This is a genomic window from Enterococcus sp. 9E7_DIV0242 (assembly GCF_002140975.2).
Taxonomy (GTDB): domain Bacteria; phylum Bacillota; class Bacilli; order Lactobacillales; family Enterococcaceae; genus Enterococcus_L; species Enterococcus_L clewellii.
Genome location: NZ_CP147247.1, coordinates 995,926 through 1,017,282 on the forward strand (window position 1 = coordinate 995,926; position 21,357 = coordinate 1,017,282).

Here is a 21,357-nt window from a genome sequence, read left to right on the forward strand (position 1 = left end):
GGCTCTCCTTTTGGTTGTTGAAGTAAAGAAGAAAGTGATTTCTTCTTTTCCTCCATTTTGGTGGTCCGATGTCCATTATTCTAGCATTCTTAATAAAAGAATAATGGCTCTCCTTGTTAGTTGTGGTAGAAACAAGCTAGGTAACTTTCTTGTTTCTCTATTCTGGTGGTCCGATGTCCTCTACTTCTAGGTTTTTGTACTTACCAGAGTAGAGGCCCTCCTTTTGGTTGTTGAAAAAAATGATGAAAGGTATATCTTCATTTTTTTCTGCTATCTTACTTTTTGATTCTCCTTAAGAAATAGCTGATTAGTATCAAGTAAAACTCTTCTCTGTTCGTAATCAGACTCTGTTTCATTTTAACAAATATTGGCAGAAATTGCAGTAAGAAGAGTTCCTTTCTACAAAACATGATTTTTAATTTCACGTAGAATAGGAATTTTTTTCTTATTTCATAAACGCACTGTTTCAAATCATAAGGGACGCAAAAAAAGAATCTCTGAAGCCCACACATTAGCTAAAGAGATTCTTTATTTTAGACCACTACAGTTTAGGAGTACTGCGTTAGTCATTGGAGTTCACACAAAATGAAATTCACACTTAATTTCATTTTCTTATTTGATTACATTCTACCGCCCAATTTTGAATTTTTTATGACCGAAAATTTTTCATTCTGTAAACTTTTAACGATAGATCAATGTCTTTTTGAAATAACGATCGTTCTTTCTATTTCCCGTTGTATCGCTTGTTCGGGGAACTCCTTGCTTATTGCAGCTAATGTTTTTTCGACAAAAGCATATGGAAATGCTGAACTGAAAATAACAAACTTCCATACAAAAAGCTTATCCGTCTTGTATTTTAGATAGTACACTTTAGCTCTTTCATAATTAGAGATTGTCTGAAGCGTGGGATTATTGGCAATCAAATACCCTAATCCATCTATCATTTCTCCGGTGTATTCTTTTTGGTTAAGATTATCTAATAAAATATCCGCTACAGATAGATCCATACGACCAAAGGTACGAGCAATAATTCCTCGAGGCAAAGGATAACACTTCTTTTTCGATGTTTTCGCATCTGTAAGTGAGCGATACTGATTGTTCCCCAGTTTATTTAGATAAGGGATCATCGCATGAACTGTAAGAGTATCTCCTTTAGCCAAGGCATCACATATTTCTATACGAGTGTAGAGCTTTTTTTCAATGCACAAATGTTCCAACAGTCTCTCAGCTGTACCAGCCAATAGAATATAGTATGTGCCTAGACAACGTGCTGCGATGGATCGTTGCACAGGGTCAGAGCTACTTAATTGTGTGAATAAATCATTTTTCTCAAGCTTTTCAAGAACCGTTTCTTTTGGTAGAAAGCCTCGAGAGGAAAGTTGTTGCTGTGAAGATTTCATTTGTGTCTCCTATTCATTAAGGTAAGATATTGCCTGCCGCAAGGTAAATCGCATACCAGTCTTCACGACTTAATACGATTTCTGATGCCTTGGCGATCTCTTCAATCCGACCAAGATTCATCGTTCCAGCAATGACCTGCATGTTTGCAGGATGTCGTAAAATCCAAGCCGTAGCAAGCCCTGTCGGCGTTGTGTTATATTTTTCAGCGACTTCTTCCATTTTTTTATTCAGTTCCGGGAATTTTTCATTGCCAAGGAACACACCTTCAAAGAAGCCATATTGGTATGGTGACCATGCTTGGATGGTCATTTTCTTTAAACGAGAATAGTCGAGAACGCTCCCGTCATGGTCGAAACTTCCTGTGTCGGTCATATTGACATGAATCCCTTGATCTACCATCTCTGTATGCTTGATACCAAACTGCAATTGGTTAGCTACCAATGGTTGCTTCACTGCAGTTTTCAATAATTCGATTTGCATTGGTTTCTGGTTACTTACACCAAAATATTTCACTTTTCCTTGTTGCTCCAACTGATCGAAAGCGGCCGCAACCTCTTCCGGCTCTACTAATGTATCTGGGCGATGGAGAAGTAACGCATCAACATAGTCAACACCTAATCGCTTCAAACTTTCTTCTACAGAAGTAACAATATGTTCCTTTGAAAAGTCAAACATCCCTTTACGAATACCACATTTTGTTTGAAGAATAATATCATCTCTGGAAATACTGCTATCTCTCAATGCTTTACCGAAAATCGTTTCGCATTCGCCGCCGCCATATATATCTGCGTGATCATAAAAATCAATCCCCTGATCAAAAGCTGTCTCCAACACACGTTGAGGATCTTCCGCATTATTCATTCGCATACATCCCAAAATAACTGAAGCTGCATTCAAATCGCTTGTACCAAACTGAATTTTTTTCATCAAAAAGCCTCCCATTCATTAATACATCTATTCTATCATAAAAAGCTGAAAGGGTTTTATTATATCCCTGATAAAATCTGCTCTAATTGCTTCAAAAGAACCTCCTCAGGTATTTCCGGAATCGTCAGCACAGGGCAGTGCACGTCTTGTTCTATAAAAAACGGATGGATTAAGTTAGTTAAAATCACATCTGCATTTTTATATTCACTATAGATTTTCCCTTCAACGAAACGGATGTTTTTTCTATTTTTGAAATGCGATGCTATCGTCTTTGTTAACTGTTTTTTCTGCTCCTGTTTCCAATTCAATACGAGATAAATATTTTTTTGTGGTTCGATTGACACTGGCGAAAGCATTTCGGAAAAAATAAAAAAATACCGGAAAAGAAACTGTAATTTCGTTATTCGTTGAAAATGCAAATTTTCTTTTTTGACCTTTTGAAAGCCATCACTCAACTTATGAAACAAGACTGGGTAAGTGCTGAAGGATTGCTCTATTAGCGAGATATCCTCATATAGCATAGTGCTTATCAGGTCATAATATAAATGGAAGCTTAATAAGGATGTGTACACGTCCTTATCAAAAAGAAAATCACATTCTTTAAAACTACTCTTTAGTAATTCTGCCCCATAAGAGGTTTGGATGTAGGCGGTTGTTTTGTTTATATAATTTTCATGGATAAATTTTTCTTTTATCCTTTGATTGAAATTGTCAGAAAACTTTGCTTGGACCATCAGAAATAAGTACATATATTCTTCAGTGGAAAGAGCCATTCCTGTTCTTTGTTTTAACTGAGACAATAAAGAAGCAAAAAGCGAACTATTTAAACAATAGCTTCTGTGTGATTCATTGAATACCACAGATTTCCTCCTGTTGATTCGATCAAGTTGAATAGAAATAATCGAAAACAACTGTTGTTCCTGCAAAAAGTTTAACCTCATATGAAAAAACAAAACAATCTTTCGATAAACGAACTCTGCTTCTTCAGAAAAAGAAGAGTACTCACTTTCATCAAGAGGATACGAAGTGATTTGGTAAAATTGATGTATAAATTCTCTTATTTGCACCTCTTCACCTGTTAACTCAAATGTATTCCGCCGCAATGTCAGCTGTAAGGGCTGAAGCCATCGCCTAATCCTTGTCACTCTCTTTTTTACCTGTGGAATACTCTCTTTCAATTGAGCTGAAAACTCTTTGATTGTAAAATTGTTGCGAATGATTCTATTAAGCATTGTTATTGCTGGAGATCTTTGAATCAAGCAAATACGAAGTTTCTCCAAATACCACGGATTCTCCATCTCCAAGGTTAGACTATCCCGTCCCTGAACAGATAAAACCAACTGTCTACTCAAATGATAGTCACTAACTAGGTGTCGTAATTTCCCTACATATTTTGTAAGTGTTTTTACGTGTACTGATAATCTATCAGCAAGCTTCTTAAGTGATACCCTTCTTGATTGTTGACGAAGAAACGTCACTATTTCCAACATTTTTCTTGTTTCAAAATCTAATATTTCTGTTATGTCCATAAAAATCCCCACATTTTATTTATCAATTCTAAGACATGTTCAAAAAATTTCGTGGTAGTCAAAATTCTCAAGAAGTAAGTGATTAAATAGAGACTATTTAGAAAGACAACATAACTTATGTCGTAACCTAAGCGAGTATTTCTGATATGGTCTGAAAAATTTTTAAACATGCCCTTACTATAGATTACTCCAAAATTAGTATTTTCTCTTTTTTTTAATAAAAAAAAGAGAGATTAACACAATAATGGTTCTATAATATTTTGTGTTGGTGGAAATTCCTAAAGGAAAAACCACCAGCACTTTTTTGAGTGGTCAAACACAAAAAAGGAACAACAAACTGATAAAATGAAATCGACAAAAACCACAAATCATCAGAAAGGTTGTTCCTCTATGGATAAGAATACCAGATTATTGCTTGGACTAACAGATAAACATCTCTCCTTTGGAGAGGATTGGCTTGAATACAGTCATTCAAAAGGTGTTAAGGCTCAGGTCATCAAAGCAACACTTACGTATATACCTACACATTGTAGAAACTGTGGCATTAAAAATCAAGGACAGATCATCAAAAACGGTTACCATCGGACATATACTCAATTACCTGTTTTTAATGGTCGCTTGACATTATTGGAGCTGAAACGTTCACGCTTTCGTTGTCATGAGTGTCACGCTACTTTTCATGCTCAAACAGAGTTAGTTGAAGAGCATCATCATTTATCGAAGCAGCTCTGTCTCCAAATCATGCTTGATTTAAAGAAAAATGTTTCTAGGAAAGAGATTGCCCAAAAACATTTCGTTTCAGACGTGACGGTTCTTCGCTTAATGGAAGAGCTAGCTACTTCTTATTCTCCAAACTGGCGATTTCTTCCAAAAATTTTATGTATTGATGAATTCAAATCAATGAAATCTTGTGAAGGAGCCATGAGTTTTATTTGTGTTAATGGAGAAACCAACAAGATTCTTGAAGTCCTTGAAGACCGACGGTTAACACACTTAACCCGACACTTTATGCGTTACACAAAAGAAGCTCGAGAAAACGTAAAGTACCTGGTCATGGACATGAATGCGAGCTATGATCAATTACTCAAGTCTGTGTTTCCAAATGCCCAACTCGTCACTGACCGATTCCACATTGTCCAACAGATGAATCGAGCGTTAAATCAACTGCGGATAAAGACAATGAATGCCTTTCGGCATTCCTCACCGCTAGAACAGAAGCAATATCGTCGACTCAAACGGTATTGGAAGTTACTCTTAAAAGATTCCTCTGAGCTTGATAGTCAACATCGTCCCTATCATTCACTGCTCAAACGTCCATTAACTCAAACAGATATTGTCGATGAATTACTCAGCTATGATTCAACCTTGCGCATTGCTTACGATACTGTTCAGTTTCTCAAATATGCCTTTACTCATCGAGACGCCAAGCGTTTCTTTGAAGAACTTGATACACTAGATCCCCGACTGCCTTTCTGGTTCAAAAAGAAATTGAGATTCTTCAAGAAGCACAGACAAGGAATTACCAATGCGTTCAGTTTTTCTTTTTCTAATGGCATTACAGAAGGGTTGAACAACAAGATTAAGGTAATCAAACGAGTGGCTTATGGCTACCGCAATTTCTATCATTTTCGTTCACGTATTTACATTGTTCAAGGTCTTGTTTTTTCTCAAGATTAAAAGGGGGCTCACAACCAATATCTCTGCAGCTATAAAGGTAAATCGGGAATTAGTAGCTGTTATCCAAGTACATGTACAGCTACTTTGACTCGATTTAGGAATGGAATTGGCGCTTTTTGCCAAGTCGCTTCCGGCCAGCTGCCCAGATAATTGGCAGAAGTCCTCCTATTTCTAAAAAAGAACTTGAAACAAAACCAGAATGTCTCTGATTTTTATTCCAAGTTCTACGATTTTATTCAGTTTTTTGTCCTACCAACACAAATTGACATAGAACCACAATAATCAAAGTGAAAATTGTATTAATCTCTAAAAAAATTCAAATTTCGTATCGCAGTCCTTCGCAAAGACTAGTCAAACATCATGGATAATTACTTTCTGCCTTATCTATTCTCCCTTGATTCTCAATGTCATGGCATTAGATGCAACAATAATTGTGCTTAGGGACATCAACACAGCACCAATTGCCGGATTCAAGATAAAGCCAATCGGCGCTAATATTCCTGCTGCTAAAGGAATAGCCAATATATTATACCCTGCTCCCCACCATAAATTTTGAATCATCTTTTTTCTCGTTTGCTTTGCAAGATCCAAAAATCTTAAGATGTCTATAGGATCACTATCAGCAAGAACAATATCAGCTGACTCAATTGCTACATCCGTACCTGCACCTATCGCTACACCTATCGTTGCTCTTGCAAGACTCGGTGCATCATTGATTCCATCCCCCACCATCATTACTTTTTCGTTTTTTGCTAAATACTTTTTAACTTTTTCTTCCTTATTTTCCGGCAACAACTCGCTGTAGAACTCGGTAATTCCTAAATAATCGGCCACAGATGCAGCTGCTGTTTGATTGTCTCCGGTAAGCATGACAGGAATAATTTCTTGCTTTTTAAGTTCAGTGATAAATGCCTTAGCCTGAGGTTTTATCTTATCGCCCAGAGCGATTAAAGCTACAAGCTGATTATCAATAATTAAGTAACTTAGTGTATTTCCCTGCTGCAAATAGCTTTCTTTTCTTGTAGCTTCTACATCTAAGTTTAAACGATTAACTTCTTTTTCATTAACAATTTTCACTTGTTTATTATTGATTTGACCAATTAAACCTATTCCTGAAAGACTTTGTAGTTCCTCCACCTTGTATGGTTCAATTTGCTTTGCTTCGATATAGTTCATAATCCCTAGCGCTAATGGGTGATTGGCATTTGCCTCCAAAGCTCCAATATATTTGAGTACTTCATCTTCATTATAAGCACTGTCAAAAACATCAAGTCCTGTCACAGTGAATTTTCCTTCTGTTAATGTACCTGTTTTATCTAGTAATATATAGCGAAGATTCTCTGTCTGTTCCATTGCATTTCGATTTTTTATCAAAAGACCATGTCTGGCTCCAATGGATGTGGAACGTGCGATAACCAATGGAATTGCCAATCCTAACGCATGAGGACAAGCAATGATAAAAACTGTGACCATCCGTTCAAATGCCATACTTAGATCGCCAGTCAACAAGAGCCAAAGAAGGAATGCCCCGATCCCCACCGCTAGCGCAATGTAGAAAAGCCAGCGTGCAACCTTATCAGAAAGTGACTCAAGCTTTGATTTATCTGACTGAGCCTGTTGTACCAACTGCATGACTTTTGATAAGTAGCCTGATTCACCCACTCCTGTCACTTCGATTTCAATCGTTCCACTACCGTTGATAGCTCCACCAATGATGGTATCTCCTTTGTGCTTCATAACCATTTTCGATTCACCTGTTACCATAGACTCATCTACGGAAGTAGCGCCGGAAATGATTTTTCCATCAGCAGGAATTTTATCTCCTGAACGAATAATCAAATGGTCTTTTTCTTGCACTTCGTTGATAGAAACCTCCTCTTCACCATTTGCAGACAATCGTTTCACCGTATCCGGTAGAAGAGCAGCCATTTTATCAAGGGCATCACCAGCATTTGATATCGCGTTCATTTCTAACCAATGCCCTAGAAGCATAATAACGATCAATGTTGCCAATTCCCAGAAAAAATCCATAATATGATTATGTGGATATAAATGATTCATGGCAAAAGCATATAGACTATATAAGTAAGCGACTGTTATCCCCATAGAAATCAACGTCATCATTGCAGGCGCTCGTTGCTCTAATTCCATTTTTGCACCTGATAAAAATGGCTTTCCTCCATAGAAAAATAAAACGGTTGCCAAAACAAGCACAAGCCAATCTGAACCTGGAAACGTAAACTGAAACGGTAAATCAACACCCATCATAGGTGATAGAAAAATGATAGGCGTAGCTAGAATCAGTGAAAGCCAAAATTTTTGTTTAAAATTCCCCATATGCATGGAGTGATCCATACCAGTCATACCATGCCCACCTGAGTGGTCATGCATTGGATGTTCGTGTTCTTTCATGGAATGGTTCATCTCCCCATGTTCCATCTCCATTTTCTCATGCTCCATATGCATATCCTCTTTTTTCATAGTAAGCCATCCTTCCTTTCGTCTTGATTTGAAAGACTTTTCTCACTCAATTACAGGATAGCATAAGATTAAAATCCTTCACACTAATTCACTCCTACATTATTATTACTGCTTGATACAGGAACGTAATTCCCAGAGAAGATGATTTCTTATGTAGGAAGAGAATCGCAGAAGCTTTTGTCTCCAAAAATAGATTGGGTATAGCCGCACTTTAGATGTCGAAACAAGCTCATCATACATCTGTCCAACTGCTTTTCGGTCTTGCTTGTATTTCTTTCTAAAGCCTCCTGTCAAACTATAAAAAATTTCAAACCCAGCTGTCTTTTCTGAGGTAGAAGGTGCCGTTCTTAACAGCTGATTTCTCTTTTTCCTCATACTAAGTAAAATTTGTTCCCTTATTGGTTCATCAGCAACTTTCTTAATAAGTAATACACAGAATCGTCTATACTCTACTTTGACAATGTGCTTATACATGCTACAAGCATAATCCATTCCTCTATAGAATATCGTCGCACTGAACATTCTATTAACTACTTGCTCGTATTCCTGAATATACAAATCAAAAATTACTTCCTCTGAACAATCGGTTGGTATTCGTTTTGATAATTCATTTAGCATTCTATAGACCTGCTGTCGATTTCTCTCTTCAATCGTTGCTATCTTTTTCATAAGCCCTCCTATTTAATGAATAAATTTCGGTAAATTTACTATAAAGAAATAATTCGAATTAAATCCTTTTTCATATTCTACCAAAAAATAAATGAATAAATTTCGGTAAAACCATCTTATCACTAAAAGGAAAAAGACTCAAGAGAAAATGAATAAAAAACGGGATGAATTTATGAACGTTTTATGGTATATTATAAAAAACACATTTAAGGAGGAACATCTGTGTCTGTTAATCTGATTGAAGTCGGAAATCGCATAAAACATATTCGAAAAAAACACAATTATTCAATGGCCGCTTTCGCTAAATTAGTAGGAAATTCCAGTGCTAGTACTGTGAACAACTGGGAAAAGGGGAACAATCTGCCAAAAGCGGATCGTTTGGAAAAAATTGCTCTTTTAGGCAATACTAGTTCAGATTGGATCAAGTATGGCGACTTTAATGCGTACATTCAAACACTTCTGAATAACTCTGCAACAATCACCCAACTTTCTGATAAAGAACTGGACCAATTGAGTAGGCATCTCCAAAAAAAAGATATCTCTTATGAAGATGATGTCCAAATACTAATAGAAGCCAAAAATGAATTTCCGAAACTGTTTGCTCATCGCTATGAGGAAGCGGTTCAGGAATCAACTGCATTGATTGCCGAAGAAGAACCACTTTATCTTGTTGAAAAAGAAAACGATTATCGGGATCATCTACTTCCCCTTATTGATGAACTGGCTAGCAAATCAACCTACTTTAGCTTATTAACTAAGACTGCTCATCTTCTTATCAACGAGGATGTAGAAACGATTTCATTTCTTGAGGGAAAATAGCTTAAATAAAAAGGAAGTTGATTTTGGCGTGTGGGACAAAGCTCAAGCTCGAATAGACGGCGGTAATAAGCAACTATTAGCAGCGAGCTGGGGCGAGGTCCGCCCAACACTCGGAGGGTATAAACTGCGACGAACTCCAAACAAAAATGCATTAGTGGTACGTTACTATGTTTCAAGACTCTTCTACAATCCAACTGTTTTCTTTGTTCAAATTTTTAAATGCCATTATCTTATGTTACAATAATGTTTTCTCTTTGCATTCTGATTAAAAAAGGGTAAAGAGGATTCTTTTTTTCTTAATCTATTGTATACTTGTACTTAGGTTTCATTCATTGTTCCTTAATGATTTGACAAGAAATTATAAAAGAATAGTTGACTATTTATCAATAAAAAAGTGAGGATTACGGTTTGAAGAAAAAATTAATTTTGACTCTTTCATTTGTTTTGCTACTTGGTAGTGCACCAATTTCTGCCTTTGCTGAAACAATTGACGAAAAAATCGAAGCACAGAATCAAAAAATCAATGACATCATCAGCACCCAAGAAGATGCTAAAGCATACAAAAATGAATTAGAAGCTGAGATCAGTGCTTTGGAAGAAGAGTACAACACTGTATTGAATGAGAAGCAAGGTGTTGAACAAAAAATCAATGATTTAAACACAGAAATCACTGACCTCGAAAAGAAAATAGAGAAGCGAAATGATCAATTAAATGCACAAGCTCGTGCAACACAGACAGGACAAGATACGTCTATTCTTTCTGTCATGCTGAATGCTACGTCTATTTCTGACGCGATTTCAAAAGTTTTAGCTGTTAATACGATCGTCAGTGCCAATAATGACATTATCAAAGCTCAACAGACAGACAAAGAAGAATTGAATACATTAAAAGACTCTTTAGTGCAACAAGCAAAAGTTTTAGAAGAAAAAACAACTGCTTTAGCTGAGCAAGAGGAACAATTAGCTCAGGCAAAACTTGATCAAGAGGTTAAATTGAACGAGTTGGCAGCTAGTCTTTCAAAAGAAACTGCCGAGAAAGAACAGTTTGAACAGCAAAAAGCGGAAGCTGAACGAAAAAGACAAGAAGAGCTGAAAGCTATTGAAGAAAGAAAACAAAAAATGGCTGAAGCACAAGCTTTAGCTGAAAAAGAAGAAAAAGAACGTTTGGCTCTGGAAGCGGCTAAAACAGCTGCAGCCGAAAAAGAAGCAGCCGAAGCAACCCAAGCACCTGTAGAAACTGCAGATGTAGAAACTGATAGTACAGAGGATGTTGTTTCAGTTCCTGAAACCTCAATCACTACCCCTGAAGCACCTGTGGACACAAGCAGTGGTTGGGGATTACCTGTCAGTAGCGTTATTGTGACAAGTGGTTTTGGTTACCGTGAAGATCCTACAGGTATTTCCGGAACTTTCCACGAAGGAATCGATTTTGGCGGAAGCTCCTCAACAGTAATTATGGCTGTTAAATCTGGGACAATTGCAGATGCGGGTTACGATGGGATGTCTGGAAATTATGTCATCATTGACCATGGAGATGGCTATTACTCTCTTTATGCCCATCTAAGTAGTGCAACTGTTAGCACTGGACAGGCTGTTTCAAAAGGCCAACAGGTCGGCTTTATGGGAACAACTGGAAATTCAACAGGCGTCCATCTTCACTTCGGAATTTCTACCGGACTTTGGTCAGGATATGTAAATCCAGCGCCCCTATTAGGAATATAAAATAAATCAGCTGAAGCTTGGAACTTACCCATTTTGCTTCAGCTGATTTTTGTTTTTGGTTCAGATGAAAAAAATCTTCTCTATGTTCCTTCTGCAGAGCTAATATATTTTAATAAGCACATCAATACTGACTTATGATTGAAATGTTCTTTCTTGATCCTGCTTTTCATAAAAAAGGATACAGTGTAGAAATCCTTCCTTTTCTTGTTAAGAATCACTCCACCTGTTCCGTTGATGTCAATAAACAGAACATTTCTGCTACTCAATTTTATAGAAAAAATGGGTTTGAAGTTGTTCGGGAAATGCAGATTGACGGACTAGGTTCCCCCTTATCCGATGCTACATATAAGGCGATCGTAGTAATCCATAGCAAAAAAACCGAGATGATTCTGTATAATCATCTCGGTTTCCTCATGGTCGGTACATAAAAAGTAGCACTTCTACCCTTCAAGAAGATGCCACGTTAGGAACAGATAGTGCTGATCAATCTATATCATTCCCCTGTACTCAACTTCAGAAAGATATCTTCAAAAATCTCTCTTCACATAAATATTAACAAAGATCATATAAAAAATAAATATTTATTTACAAAAAATAATCTTTTCGGCAAAGATACACCCATTTTTCATACAAAAAATTAAATAATCTCATTTATTCTAATAGAAATTTGATTTAACACCCATTTATACGGGGATTTATACAATAAATCAGTTTTTTTAGAAAATCTTTCTTTTAAACTAAAAAAACTACTCAAAGAGCTATAAGTAGTTTTTCAAAGAGTATGAGTATTTTCTGTTTTGTCTTTTCAACTATAATTGCTAAACAAATCAGAACAAACTTATCGTCGCTGTAGCTCACTATAATTGATGACTGTTCGGTCTTCTGAATGAGAGAACTCATCGACAAAATCAATTTCCACAACAGCTGCATATTCCAATTTTTTGACAATTGTTCCTGTTCGGCTTTCATTTTTATAGATAAATGAAACGGACTGATCGATATCAAACGACTTTTTTATTTCCGAATCTTCTTTGCTTTTTTTTCCATACGCTCTAGTTGGTTTTGATTCAGACATGCTTAGCCCCCCTTTATATAGAAAAACAGCCCAGAAGGCTGTTTTTTGACGAGTGTTAACTAGTTTTTGACAATATTAACTGCTTGAGGACCTCTTTGTCCATCTTCTAAGTCATAAGTAACTTTTTGACCTTCATCAAGAGATTTGAATCCATCTCCTTGAATAGCTGAAAAATGAGCAAAAACGTCTGTACCGTCTTCTCCAGTAATAAAGCCAAACCCTTTATCTGCATTAAACCATTTCACTGTTCCTGTATTCATAAAATAAATCCTCCAAGTGCTTCTTGCACAAATTATTTGCAATATGTTCGCGATAATGTAAAAGGAATTATTCTAGAATACTCGTCAGGATAAGGCCGATTAAATTAATCAAGAATGATACTACTCTTCTATGCTATCACACTTCAAACCTAAAGTACAATTTGAATCTCTAACAATCAACGTTTTATTTTCCCTTCTAAAATCTTTCATTTTATCACTCTTTTTTCTTAGAAAATCAGAAACAACTATGGATTTTTTTCAAAATGCTCTAATCTTCTCTCCATTTCATTAAGCTGTAGACTTTTCCCCCAGATTTTGCTACGCTAGTCACATAAAGGGGTGGAAATATGAGAACGTTTTTTAAGTGGGTATTTTTAGTTTTAGCAATTTTTTTATTGGTTTTAGTCTTTCCGGCGATTGTTGACGTTATTCCTGTATTTTTTGATGATACTGCTTATAATTTTGGCCAATTTCTTGTTTATTTAGGCATTCCAGCCTTGTTGTTTTATCTCTTTTTGCGATTATCAGAAAAGAAAAGATAGAAGATTGCTCTACTACATCGTTTCCTACAAGTTAATGAATATTATAGAAATAAGTTTGGCCAAAATTACCAAAAAGTAGACTATTGATGTATACTTTTACCAAAGACAACAGATGAATGGTCGCTCCTTCAAACACATACTTGGAAGAATGGTAAAAATCATTAGCCACAATGAAACGGGGTATTCTATGAAAAAAATTTGGTCATTATTCATTTTCAAACTTGGAAGAGATAGAAAATTTCGAAATGATACAATTTTACTGTCATTATCGATCATTATACTGTTACTATTTGCCGGATCAATGGTTATTTTCAATCCCCAGAAACAACAAGCAGAGAAGCTAGAAGGACAGCCGAATTCGTCTAAAAATAGGAGTGAGTCTAGCACCTCTTCCAGCAATTCTCAGCAAACTACTGTCAGTAGTGCAGTTGAAACGTCCAGTTCTTCAGAGGAATCGCAGCCATCAATCGAGGAATTTTCTGGTGGTTGGGGGATTTCGCAAATAGAAAACATCTTTTTTATAAATGCTGACATGTCCATATCAACTATTGCTTTAGATGGTACTGTAGCAACTATTCCTATGGAGAACCTTTCCTTATATTACACTGAGGATGGAAGAAGTGCCCTCTCCTATGTTGAAAACGACGTTCAAAAAGAATGGATCAAAACAGCAGAGGGTACTCTAACAAGCAGAGATCAGATTTTTCAATCACTCGGAGATTTGACAATCGAACAATATCTCAATGGGAATTAATCAAAGAAGCAGAGACACTGGAGCCATTTTATGCTTTAGTGTCTTTTTCATATTTATTGAAAGACGGTCTTTCATTTTCTATAAATAAGCATTTATAATTCGCTATCATCTGCGAAAGAACGCACATGGTAAAATGAGGATCTATGATAAAGAACTTTTCCCATCAAACTATAAGGAGATTTACATGAAAACTGAACAACTAAGAAAAGAAGATATCCTACAATACAAAATCCTAATTGATGCGTGTTTTGGAAACAGTAACCCAATAGATTCGTATAATCGGTATGAAGAAAATTCCCCCTATACCATTTGGGTTGTAAAAGATAAGGGAGTTATCGTTGGCAGTATTACTCAATATTCCATCGACCTGTTTACTTTTTCATTTCAACCATGCTTAATGCTGTTTAATGTTGCTGTAAAAAAGGAATACAGAAAGCAGAAAATTGCCCAAACACTTCTAGAAAAAATAATCGAAAAAGGGCGTGATGATGGCTATCGTTCTATCAACCTGACCTGCTTAGATGATGCCTTCCCTGCTCATTACTTATATGAGCACGTAGGATTTAAGCGCACTAACAGTCTAAAATACTCACTCGAGCTGTAAAATTATTTCTTAGTTCATTATTTTTTAGACCAAGCTCCAATAGCAACGACATAATAGCTAATTGCTTGCAAGCTACACCGGAATCAAAATGGCTTTTAATACAAAAAAGCAGACAGTAGAAACACTGTACAATCCCCTGTACAATCACGTTTCTACTGTCTTACATTAAAAAACTTATGGAGACGGCGGGATTAGAAAATCCAATTTCACCCTTCATCATTAAATTTCATTATCAATGAAACCAGCTATTTTATCATTTCGATGATATCATCAAGTTTCACTCTATTGAATGTAAATCGTATTCAATATCGTATTCAATCAATTCCCATAAGCGTAGGGCGCTCATACATAACACAACGATGGAAATCATCATGTCAAGCATATAACTATTTAATAACTCATCTATAAATCAATTGGCTATAGTAACCTTATACTATCATTTCAACTTCTGATACATTTTCAGACTAGACATACTGCACTAACAATTGAATTGCTAACGCGAAGCTTAAAAAGAGTAAAAATAGAACTGCAAGCATCCTTTTTACGAAAAATGAGATTTTCCAAATATTATTGCCTACTATGAATTGAAACATTAAAGATTCCACATAAGCTGAAATCAAATACAAAATCACGAATATATAAATAGAATCTAAACCGCTTATTTCTTTGGGAACTTGTAGTATAGAACTTCCTATGTTGAATACAGATATCAAAAAAATAACTAAAGGAAATAGAAAAAATTCGATTCCCCTTATCATTTTACTAAGAACGTCCTCTTCATGACCTCCATTTTTTATTTTTCTTACATATCGTTGATATACGTATCTAAAATATAGTGAAATTGAATACGAACAAACAACTATTATGCTAATGCGAATGGCGTAATCAACTGATTCAACCTTTTTAAAGTAAACTAAAAAGAGCATTATAACTGGTAATGTTATTAAAAAGAACTTATTATAGCCCTTTAACCTTGAGAGATTCTCTTTAAAATGCTCATCTTTTATTTTATATTCTTGATGTTTTTTTACAACTACAGATTGCTGAATTTGAGTTGCATTAATATTTATAGCTGAGTTATCACCTTGTGTAGTTATATTACTAAATCTTTGATCTTGATCATTTATTGATTGTTCTGTCTTTTCTATAGCTTTCTTTTCTTCAAATACACCTAAGATTGTTGTAAATAAAGTTATAGCTGCACTAATTAAAGTTAAAATGGGTTCAATCACTTTCGACTCTCCTTATTTTTTACTTAATCATACCAGGAGTAATAAAAAATAGCTATAGTATTCAGTAAAGAGTCAATCAAAACAGATAACCAGTTATAACACGATCATTTAGCGCTTTCTGTTGACCATAAATTTTACATATGCTATATTTTATTTAACTAGAAGGGTGTATCCCTATCTCGTGGCAAAAATAAGAACCGTTTCCATTTATAAAATGGGAAACGATAACTACTATTATATAGTGGGTATCTCGGCTCTGTTTGAAATTAAATAGAAAAGTAAGAAACTTTAAGCTTTTTTGTTGATTTCAGATAGAACTCGAGATACCCACTATTTTTCTTTATTAAGGAGGAAAAAAATGAATATTATTCCTATCTTGGCTTTACTAGTCCAAACCAGTAACTTTATTCTTCTACTTATTAAATTTATCCGTGAATCAAAAATAAAATAATACCTACTCCCTTCTAGTTAAACTAAGTCTTGCTCCTTGATTGGGGCATGGCTTTTTTAGCAAATGGTTCAAACCCATCTGTTTTAAATCTTGGGTATCAGCCAGCTCGACACCTAGCAACGAGGGAACTTTAAAATACCATCGTTCCCAACGATCTGGGAAATCACTCAGCGCAATTTTGCTCTCGGCTCAATGTGCCAACGGGCGCACCTTAAGATACACCTGTTTCTTGAGCTGTTAGTCATTTTTGACTAACCAATCCAATATTGGCTTCGTTAAGATATTCACTCAATCCATTTTTGGCTTCGGCTATTCGGCGGCGCAATTTTGTGCTCTCCACATTTTTGTGGTGGGCTATTTTAGGACTGCGTACGAAATTCTTCGCCTGTAAGCTAACCCAATATTTTCGATGGAATCGATTTAACCGACCTCATAGCTTCGCTATCACACAGAGTGATAACAACCGTAGTTGTAGCTACACTTGCCATAACGCAAATCTGCGTTTTCATAAATATCGGACGGATTTCAAATCCAAGCGTAACAAAAATCCCTGTCACTCCATTTTTAAGAGTAATAGGGATTTTCTATTTTTTTACAACTATTTTACAATACTAATCTAAAATATGAAATTATCTTACTTAAATGAATTAACTATTGTATATCTCAATTTTACAAATCTAGACGTCTTGCCATCCTCGGAAATATTTGAATTGATCCCAATTATACGGTTAGAATTATCAAATACGGGACCACCACTCATTCCGCCTCGCAAAGGCATTATACTCCATGTAGCTTCATATATATTTCCATAAAAAAGGGTTGAGGTCCTTAGTTGTCCCACCGCTTTAGAAAATGAGACTTCATTGACTCCACCATTATATCCATAAGATGTACCACTAACACTTTGAGGTACTGTTCCAGTATGCAATTTTAAGTTTGCCGGTGCTGTACCAAAAGATAACTTGGCTTTAATATGTCCAAAATCAGATCCCCAAGCCTTGTGGTAGTCCGGAGTGTCTGTCCAAGCTGAATTAGTTGATAAAGAAGTCACTCCATAAAGTGCTTTAGTATTTATTCCGCCATTGGCAGACCTAGTGCAGCCAAATAATATGCTCCCTTGACCCGCCCAGCCGTATCCATTTGCTCGATCATAAACAACATGTCCTGCAGTTCCGAATACATTATCAGAAACTTTAAATACAGTTCCTGAGGCATGTTTTACCACACCGTTACTCAAAAACCAATAAAGTTTTACTTTTCCAATACTACTATTTGGAGTTCCTGTAGTTGGAACTCCTGCAAAACTTCTAGATAGCAAGTTTCCGCCATCTAATGGTAATTCTCCAAAAGACTCTTCAAAACTAATTTCTTCAGTATTAGTTTCATCATTGATATCAACTATTTTTACTTTTCCATCATAATCTGGGTACTTCTCTTTGTATGCATCCTTAATCGTTTGATCCCATTGTTCTCCATCAATATGAATACTTTGATCACCACTTCTAGTTCTGATACTTGATATGCTGTCACTAAAATCAATTTGTTCTGGAACATTATTTTCTACATTTTCATCAACACTATTAGCATAAGCATTATTACTAAATAATATTTGAACCATAACACAAATCACTAAAACTGTACTTTTTTTCATTCTTACTCTCCATTCTTTCAATAGATATAACTGACTTCAAAAGACAAAATCTCATCCAGATTAGATTCCTTTTGATAGTAAAAAATTATTTTCATTTCTGTTCCAATTTCCGGCTCTGGGGTGATTGCTGCTAAGTCATAAGAAAGATCGTATTCTATTTGTTCTTTACTCTGAATACCCGAACTAAAAGCTAAAAGTCCTTTGTTTATCCAAACTTTTATCCATTTTCCTTCTGCTTTAATAAAATATTCTGTATCACTATCCAGTAGCGTAATCAGCTCAGATGATATATTGCAAATTGAAATTTCATTCTTTCTCACAACATATTTAACATCTCCAACCTGAGTGTTGACAGAATTAGAATTACCACTAACTTCAATTTCACTCTCCTTTTCCTGTTCATTCCCTTTTTCTGTATTATCACACCCAACTAACAACACAGCTAATAGAATAATCATACGCTTCACAAAATCACCCAATTCAAATAATTTAATAATCTAAAGATAACATATATGCACTTTTATGGATATATTTTTTTAAATTCTACCTCAGTTGGTTTTTAGTTCAACAAAGCGAGGAAATCAGCTTGAAACGTTTTATCCATAAATTAAATGCTTCTTATCCCAGGCACTGAGCCACACACGGCCGCCGTTTCTAAACTGTACCGGCAACCAATAGTAGTTGCCACTGCCCTTTTGAGTTTCTCCAACGTTGTTCACATTGATTTCTGGAATAATGAAGTAGCTACCTTTTGAAGTAATCTGGTTAGCAGTAATATTTCCTTTTGCATCAGTTAAAGTGATATCACCACAAGCAATACCGTTATCAGTCCAGTCAAACTCTACCGGCACAAGGTTATTACAGCAAACTTGCCAAATGCCATTGACGAATTGCAGATCATCTACACGATAAACTTTGTTTCCTTTCGTATTAGGTATATTAGGAAGTACATTTGTGTTCGTTTCTCCGCCGTTTATATTTGCTTCCCCACTACCACTGTACCTATAAATCGTGACTACAGGCTTCCTGTTGAATCCCCAAATCACATCGTGATCGTTTATCGTAATCCCATTGTAGCCGAAGTTGCAATGAATAATTAAATCTGTTGCAGACTCTAGTTTTTCATCCATGAAACCAAATTGGGTATTTACTTCCCCAATTGCTTCTCCTACTGTCTGTAACTCCAAATGGGTGTTACCAGCGACGTTCTCAAACGATTCCGCTAATCGATCGGCTTGTTCTCCTGTAGCTCCTGTTTTTACAATGATTGTGTCTAGCGCTTCATCGACTTCGCTAAACGCTGCCAAGGATGCTGCGCCGATCCCAACGATGCCAGCTGAAAGAATACTAAGCTTTTCTCCTACGCCTTTTACTTTTTCGCCAGCATCCTCAATTTTTTGGAGTTTTTCAGCAGTATCGACAGATAAATTTCCTTGTTCTTGCAGCGCTTCGTTGGTTTGTTCCAAAGCTGAACGAAGTTTATTTTCGCCTGTCTCAGAATTAAGCAGCTGCTTATATAATTTTTGCGATTGCTCTGAGTATTCGCCAGTCTCTCGGACTGATTTCTCATACTCTTCACGGAGCAAAGCTGTCCGACGTTCCGCAAGCCCTAGCTGTTTCTCTAGCTTTTCCTTTGTTGCTCTCAGCTTTTCTGTTGCAGTTGCATCACTATCCATTGCAGAAACATGTCGTTTATACTCTGCAGCAGCTAAATTCATTTCATTATTGATTTGTTTAACTGTCTTTGCATACTCAACTTGTCCGTCCATCCGGAAATTGAGAACTACATCCGACTCATTACCACTAGCCATTCAATTCCCTCCTTCCTACCAAAACGGACTCTTGTCTAGCGTGAGTGTTTCCGGTTGTTCGAAATCAGTGTCGCTCTCTAAATATTGTATATAAGATTTTAGCCACAAATTCGGTGTAGACTTCAAAAAGAAACCCTCACTCCAATTTAAAAGAGTGACGGCCACATAAAGGTAGAACGCCCATGGCGTTCCTATCTCTTGTATTTTTTCTTTTTGCTTCCCTTTTTGCTTTGTTTCTGAAAGTCTTGTGGCTTCTTCGATTTTTTTAAGTCTTCCACCTGAAATGCCTGATTTGTAAAAATTTCCATGCAAGTCGCATATACCTTCAATACATCGTTTCCCATGCCTAGTAATGCCATGATGGTCTCCACATTTTCTTCAAGTCCTCCGGTTCGTAGCATTCCATAAATAAGAGACCTCATTATTTTCAAATCTCCGGAAGCCAGACTACCAGACGTAAGACGACCACTTGATTTCTCAAGCATGGCATTCATGTCTTTTTCAAAAATAGAATAATCGCCAGCGTAACAATCCGCAATAAATTCCATTCGGTTCGTAAATCAAAACGAAAACAGAATCGTTATCGTCTCGCTTAAGAACTTCTTTCGCTTCTCTATATACACGCATCCCAACGCTGCTACTACCTTTTCCGGCTGTTGATATATTGAAAAGCAATGGCTCTGATAGTGATATTTGAGCTGATTTAAAATTATCGTATTGTTCCATTTTTTCTTGTTTGTGTAGTTCATCATTCAAAACAAAAAAGGATTTGATCCCTCGATGTTGTCGATGCTCTTCGATTGAACAATGAATCTGTTTTGGTATGCCATCCCTTGATAATTGTAGTCATAAGTAACGCTAGCTACAGTACCTTTAGCACCTCTATAAATTTTTGTTCCTTCGGTTAAAATCGGGTTGTTCATGATTGTACTTGCGAAGGGCTTCGCTGAATACTGCGCCTGTGCAAAATCAGAAGCACAAGCATAGCAATCGATAGATAGCGCGCCTTCTCCATACATCGCATAACCTAAGCAACTGTTCGTACTGCCTCTTACAGCATCCGTAAATAGCGCTTTAGGCTTCATCTCAGCATTTTCTAGTTGTAATCGTTCTTTTTCTTCTGCCTCATCTGCTGCTAATCTCAAAGCTTCTGCAAGCGTCGTGGGTATTGAATGTTGTTGCTTGTTATGTTGCTTCTCGATTTCAATAAAATACCGGCGTGTATCTCGCCCTTTTTGTGTGTTTTCGGTCATAGCCATTTCTTTAGCGGTGTCTATCGTTAGAGCATGATCAGTAATTTCAGTGAATGGATTTTTAGGATTATTGGTTGGTCTTTTTTGACTAACCAATACAAAGTCAGTATTTTCAATAAATCCATATTTTTCTATTTTTCGTTCAATCCATTTGGTGTATTGTGTTTTCACCATCAAACCTTCATGTAACTCTCGACCACTTACTAACAAATCGCCGTTTTCATCTGTAGTCACTTTAATTATTTCATTCATTCTTATTCCTCCTATCTGATTTTGTAATAAGAAATAATGTCCGTCATTTGTTTCAAGTGCTTATCCGGATTGTTCAAAATCTTTCTTAGATACTGCTCTGTAATACCCAACGCACTAGCAACATCAGGTATATCCCATCCGTTCTTTCTAAAGTGTGCTAGAATCTTCTGTTGTGTTTCCTGAGTGTTCGCCATTTTTTCACTCCTTTCTTTTTTTGCAAAACAAGTTTAACAACTGCTTTCTATAC

Annotated in this window: 19 protein-coding genes and 4 pseudogenes; 7 read left to right on the top strand and 16 right to left on the bottom strand. The window is 36.1% G+C overall.

Annotation, left to right across the window (positions count from 1 at the left end):
• Nucleotides 1-692: 692 nt before the first annotated feature.
• From A5888_RS04665 to A5888_RS04675, 3 genes are read right to left on the bottom strand one after another with little or no spacing between them, the layout of a single operon-like run.
• Nucleotides 693-1,400 carry a hypothetical protein gene (locus A5888_RS04665; protein ID WP_086348047.1) on the bottom strand — a complete coding sequence of 236 codons (708 nt, stop codon included), beginning with the start codon at nt 1,398-1,400 and terminating at the stop codon, nt 693-695.
• A gap of 16 nt (nt 1,401-1,416) precedes the next feature.
• Nucleotides 1,417-2,328 carry an aldo/keto reductase gene (locus A5888_RS04670; protein WP_086348048.1) on the bottom strand — a complete coding sequence of 304 codons (912 nt, stop codon included), beginning with the start codon at nt 2,326-2,328 and terminating at the stop codon, nt 1,417-1,419.
• A gap of 59 nt (nt 2,329-2,387) precedes the next feature.
• Nucleotides 2,388-3,857 carry a helix-turn-helix domain-containing protein gene (locus A5888_RS04675; RefSeq protein WP_339101963.1) on the bottom strand — a complete coding sequence of 490 codons (1,470 nt, stop codon included), beginning with the start codon at nt 3,855-3,857 and terminating at the stop codon, nt 2,388-2,390.
• 390 nt (nt 3,858-4,247) lie between these two features.
• On the opposite strand from A5888_RS04675, the gene A5888_RS04680 reads away from it, so the two are divergent.
• A complete protein-coding gene (locus tag A5888_RS04680) occupies nt 4,248-5,534 on the top strand; it encodes an ISL3 family transposase (protein WP_339101964.1) in 1,287 nt (428 codons plus the stop codon).
• A 384-nt stretch (nt 5,535-5,918) separates the two neighbouring features.
• Here A5888_RS04680 and A5888_RS04685 read toward each other — a convergent pair whose 3' ends face one another.
• Together A5888_RS04685 and A5888_RS04690 are read right to left on the bottom strand one after the other, a co-directional pair.
• Entirely contained in the window at nt 5,919-8,015 is a 2,097-nt protein-coding gene (locus tag A5888_RS04685; protein ID WP_086348050.1) for a heavy metal translocating P-type ATPase, read from the bottom strand.
• A gap of 105 nt (nt 8,016-8,120) precedes the next feature.
• Complete coding sequence (locus A5888_RS04690) at nt 8,121-8,684, bottom strand: hypothetical protein (RefSeq protein ID WP_339101966.1); 564 nt, start codon at nt 8,682-8,684, stop codon at nt 8,121-8,123.
• A gap of 222 nt (nt 8,685-8,906) precedes the next feature.
• Between A5888_RS04690 and A5888_RS04695 the strand changes: the two genes are divergently transcribed.
• The 3 genes from A5888_RS04695 to A5888_RS21480 all read left to right on the top strand — a co-directional run bounded on the left by A5888_RS04695 (nt 8,907) and on the right by A5888_RS21480 (nt 11,653).
• On the top strand, nt 8,907-9,503 hold the full coding sequence (locus A5888_RS04695; RefSeq protein WP_086348051.1) for a helix-turn-helix domain-containing protein: 597 nt from the start codon (nt 8,907-8,909) through the stop codon (nt 9,501-9,503).
• A 408-nt stretch (nt 9,504-9,911) separates the two neighbouring features.
• The gene (locus tag A5888_RS04700; protein WP_339101968.1) at nt 9,912-11,225 is read left to right on the top strand and encodes a murein hydrolase activator EnvC family protein; all 1,314 of its coding nucleotides are present in this window, start codon (nt 9,912-9,914) and stop codon (nt 11,223-11,225) included.
• A gap of 143 nt (nt 11,226-11,368) precedes the next feature.
• A complete protein-coding gene (locus A5888_RS21480) occupies nt 11,369-11,653 on the top strand; it encodes a GNAT family N-acetyltransferase (RefSeq protein ID WP_422389746.1) in 285 nt (94 codons plus the stop codon).
• 410 nt (nt 11,654-12,063) lie between these two features.
• Here the strand turns inward: A5888_RS21480 and A5888_RS04705 are convergent, their stop codons facing one another.
• Both A5888_RS04705 and A5888_RS04710 read right to left on the bottom strand, forming a co-directional pair.
• The gene (locus A5888_RS04705) at nt 12,064-12,300 is read right to left on the bottom strand and encodes a hypothetical protein (RefSeq protein ID WP_339101969.1); all 237 of its coding nucleotides are present in this window, start codon (nt 12,298-12,300) and stop codon (nt 12,064-12,066) included.
• A 59-nt stretch (nt 12,301-12,359) separates the two neighbouring features.
• Nucleotides 12,360-12,560, bottom strand: coding sequence for a cold-shock protein (locus tag A5888_RS04710; protein ID WP_202063182.1), 201 nt, complete (start codon nt 12,558-12,560; stop codon nt 12,360-12,362).
• A gap of 347 nt (nt 12,561-12,907) precedes the next feature.
• Here A5888_RS04710 and A5888_RS04715 point away from each other — a divergent pair, with 347 nt between their 5' ends.
• The 3 genes from A5888_RS04715 (at nt 12,908) to A5888_RS04725 (ending at nt 14,460) form a co-directional block, all read left to right on the top strand.
• Nucleotides 12,908-13,102: a hypothetical protein gene (locus A5888_RS04715; protein ID WP_339101971.1), complete on the top strand. Its 195-nt coding sequence runs from the start codon at nt 12,908-12,910 to the stop codon at nt 13,100-13,102.
• Between the two features lie 187 nt (nt 13,103-13,289).
• Complete coding sequence (locus A5888_RS04720) at nt 13,290-13,856, top strand: DUF4950 domain-containing protein (protein ID WP_339101972.1); 567 nt, start codon at nt 13,290-13,292, stop codon at nt 13,854-13,856.
• Between the two features lie 184 nt (nt 13,857-14,040).
• Nucleotides 14,041-14,460, top strand: coding sequence for a GNAT family N-acetyltransferase (locus A5888_RS04725; protein WP_086348053.1), 420 nt, complete (start codon nt 14,041-14,043; stop codon nt 14,458-14,460).
• A 464-nt stretch (nt 14,461-14,924) separates the two neighbouring features.
• Here A5888_RS04725 and A5888_RS04730 read toward each other — a convergent pair whose 3' ends face one another.
• The 9 genes and pseudogenes from A5888_RS04730 to A5888_RS04770 all read right to left on the bottom strand — a co-directional run bounded on the left by A5888_RS04730 (nt 14,925) and on the right by A5888_RS04770 (nt 21,304).
• Nucleotides 14,925-15,692 (bottom strand): hypothetical protein, encoded by a 768-nt coding sequence (locus A5888_RS04730; protein ID WP_339101973.1) that lies wholly within the window; start codon nt 15,690-15,692, stop codon nt 14,925-14,927.
• 1,085 nt (nt 15,693-16,777) lie between these two features.
• Entirely contained in the window at nt 16,778-17,794 is a 1,017-nt protein-coding gene (locus tag A5888_RS04735) for a hypothetical protein (protein WP_339101974.1), read from the bottom strand.
• Between the two features lie 17 nt (nt 17,795-17,811).
• Nucleotides 17,812-18,261 (bottom strand): hypothetical protein, encoded by a 450-nt coding sequence (locus A5888_RS04740; RefSeq protein WP_139843809.1) that lies wholly within the window; start codon nt 18,259-18,261, stop codon nt 17,812-17,814.
• Nucleotides 18,262-18,390: 129 nt separating this feature from the next.
• Nucleotides 18,391-18,804, bottom strand: coding sequence for a lytic exoenzyme target recognition domain-containing protein (locus A5888_RS04745; RefSeq protein WP_422389747.1), 414 nt, complete (start codon nt 18,802-18,804; stop codon nt 18,391-18,393).
• Nucleotides 18,790-19,605: pseudogene (locus tag A5888_RS04750) on the bottom strand (peptidoglycan amidohydrolase family protein); the annotation flags it as partial. The gene A5888_RS04745 and the pseudogene A5888_RS04750, both read right to left, overlap by 15 nt.
• Before the next feature lie 191 nt (nt 19,606-19,796).
• Nucleotides 19,797-20,153 (bottom strand): annotated as a pseudogene (locus tag A5888_RS04755) (hypothetical protein); the annotation flags it as partial.
• A pseudogene (locus tag A5888_RS04760) lies at nt 20,143-20,636 on the bottom strand (terminase large subunit domain-containing protein); the annotation flags it as partial. The pseudogenes A5888_RS04760 and A5888_RS04755, both read right to left, overlap by 11 nt.
• A gap of 267 nt (nt 20,637-20,903) precedes the next feature.
• A pseudogene (locus A5888_RS04765) lies at nt 20,904-21,110 on the bottom strand (antA/AntB antirepressor family protein); the annotation flags it as partial.
• 11 nt (nt 21,111-21,121) lie between these two features.
• Nucleotides 21,122-21,304, bottom strand: coding sequence for a hypothetical protein (locus tag A5888_RS04770; RefSeq protein ID WP_086348058.1), 183 nt, complete (start codon nt 21,302-21,304; stop codon nt 21,122-21,124).
• Nucleotides 21,305-21,357 lie beyond the last annotated feature (53 nt).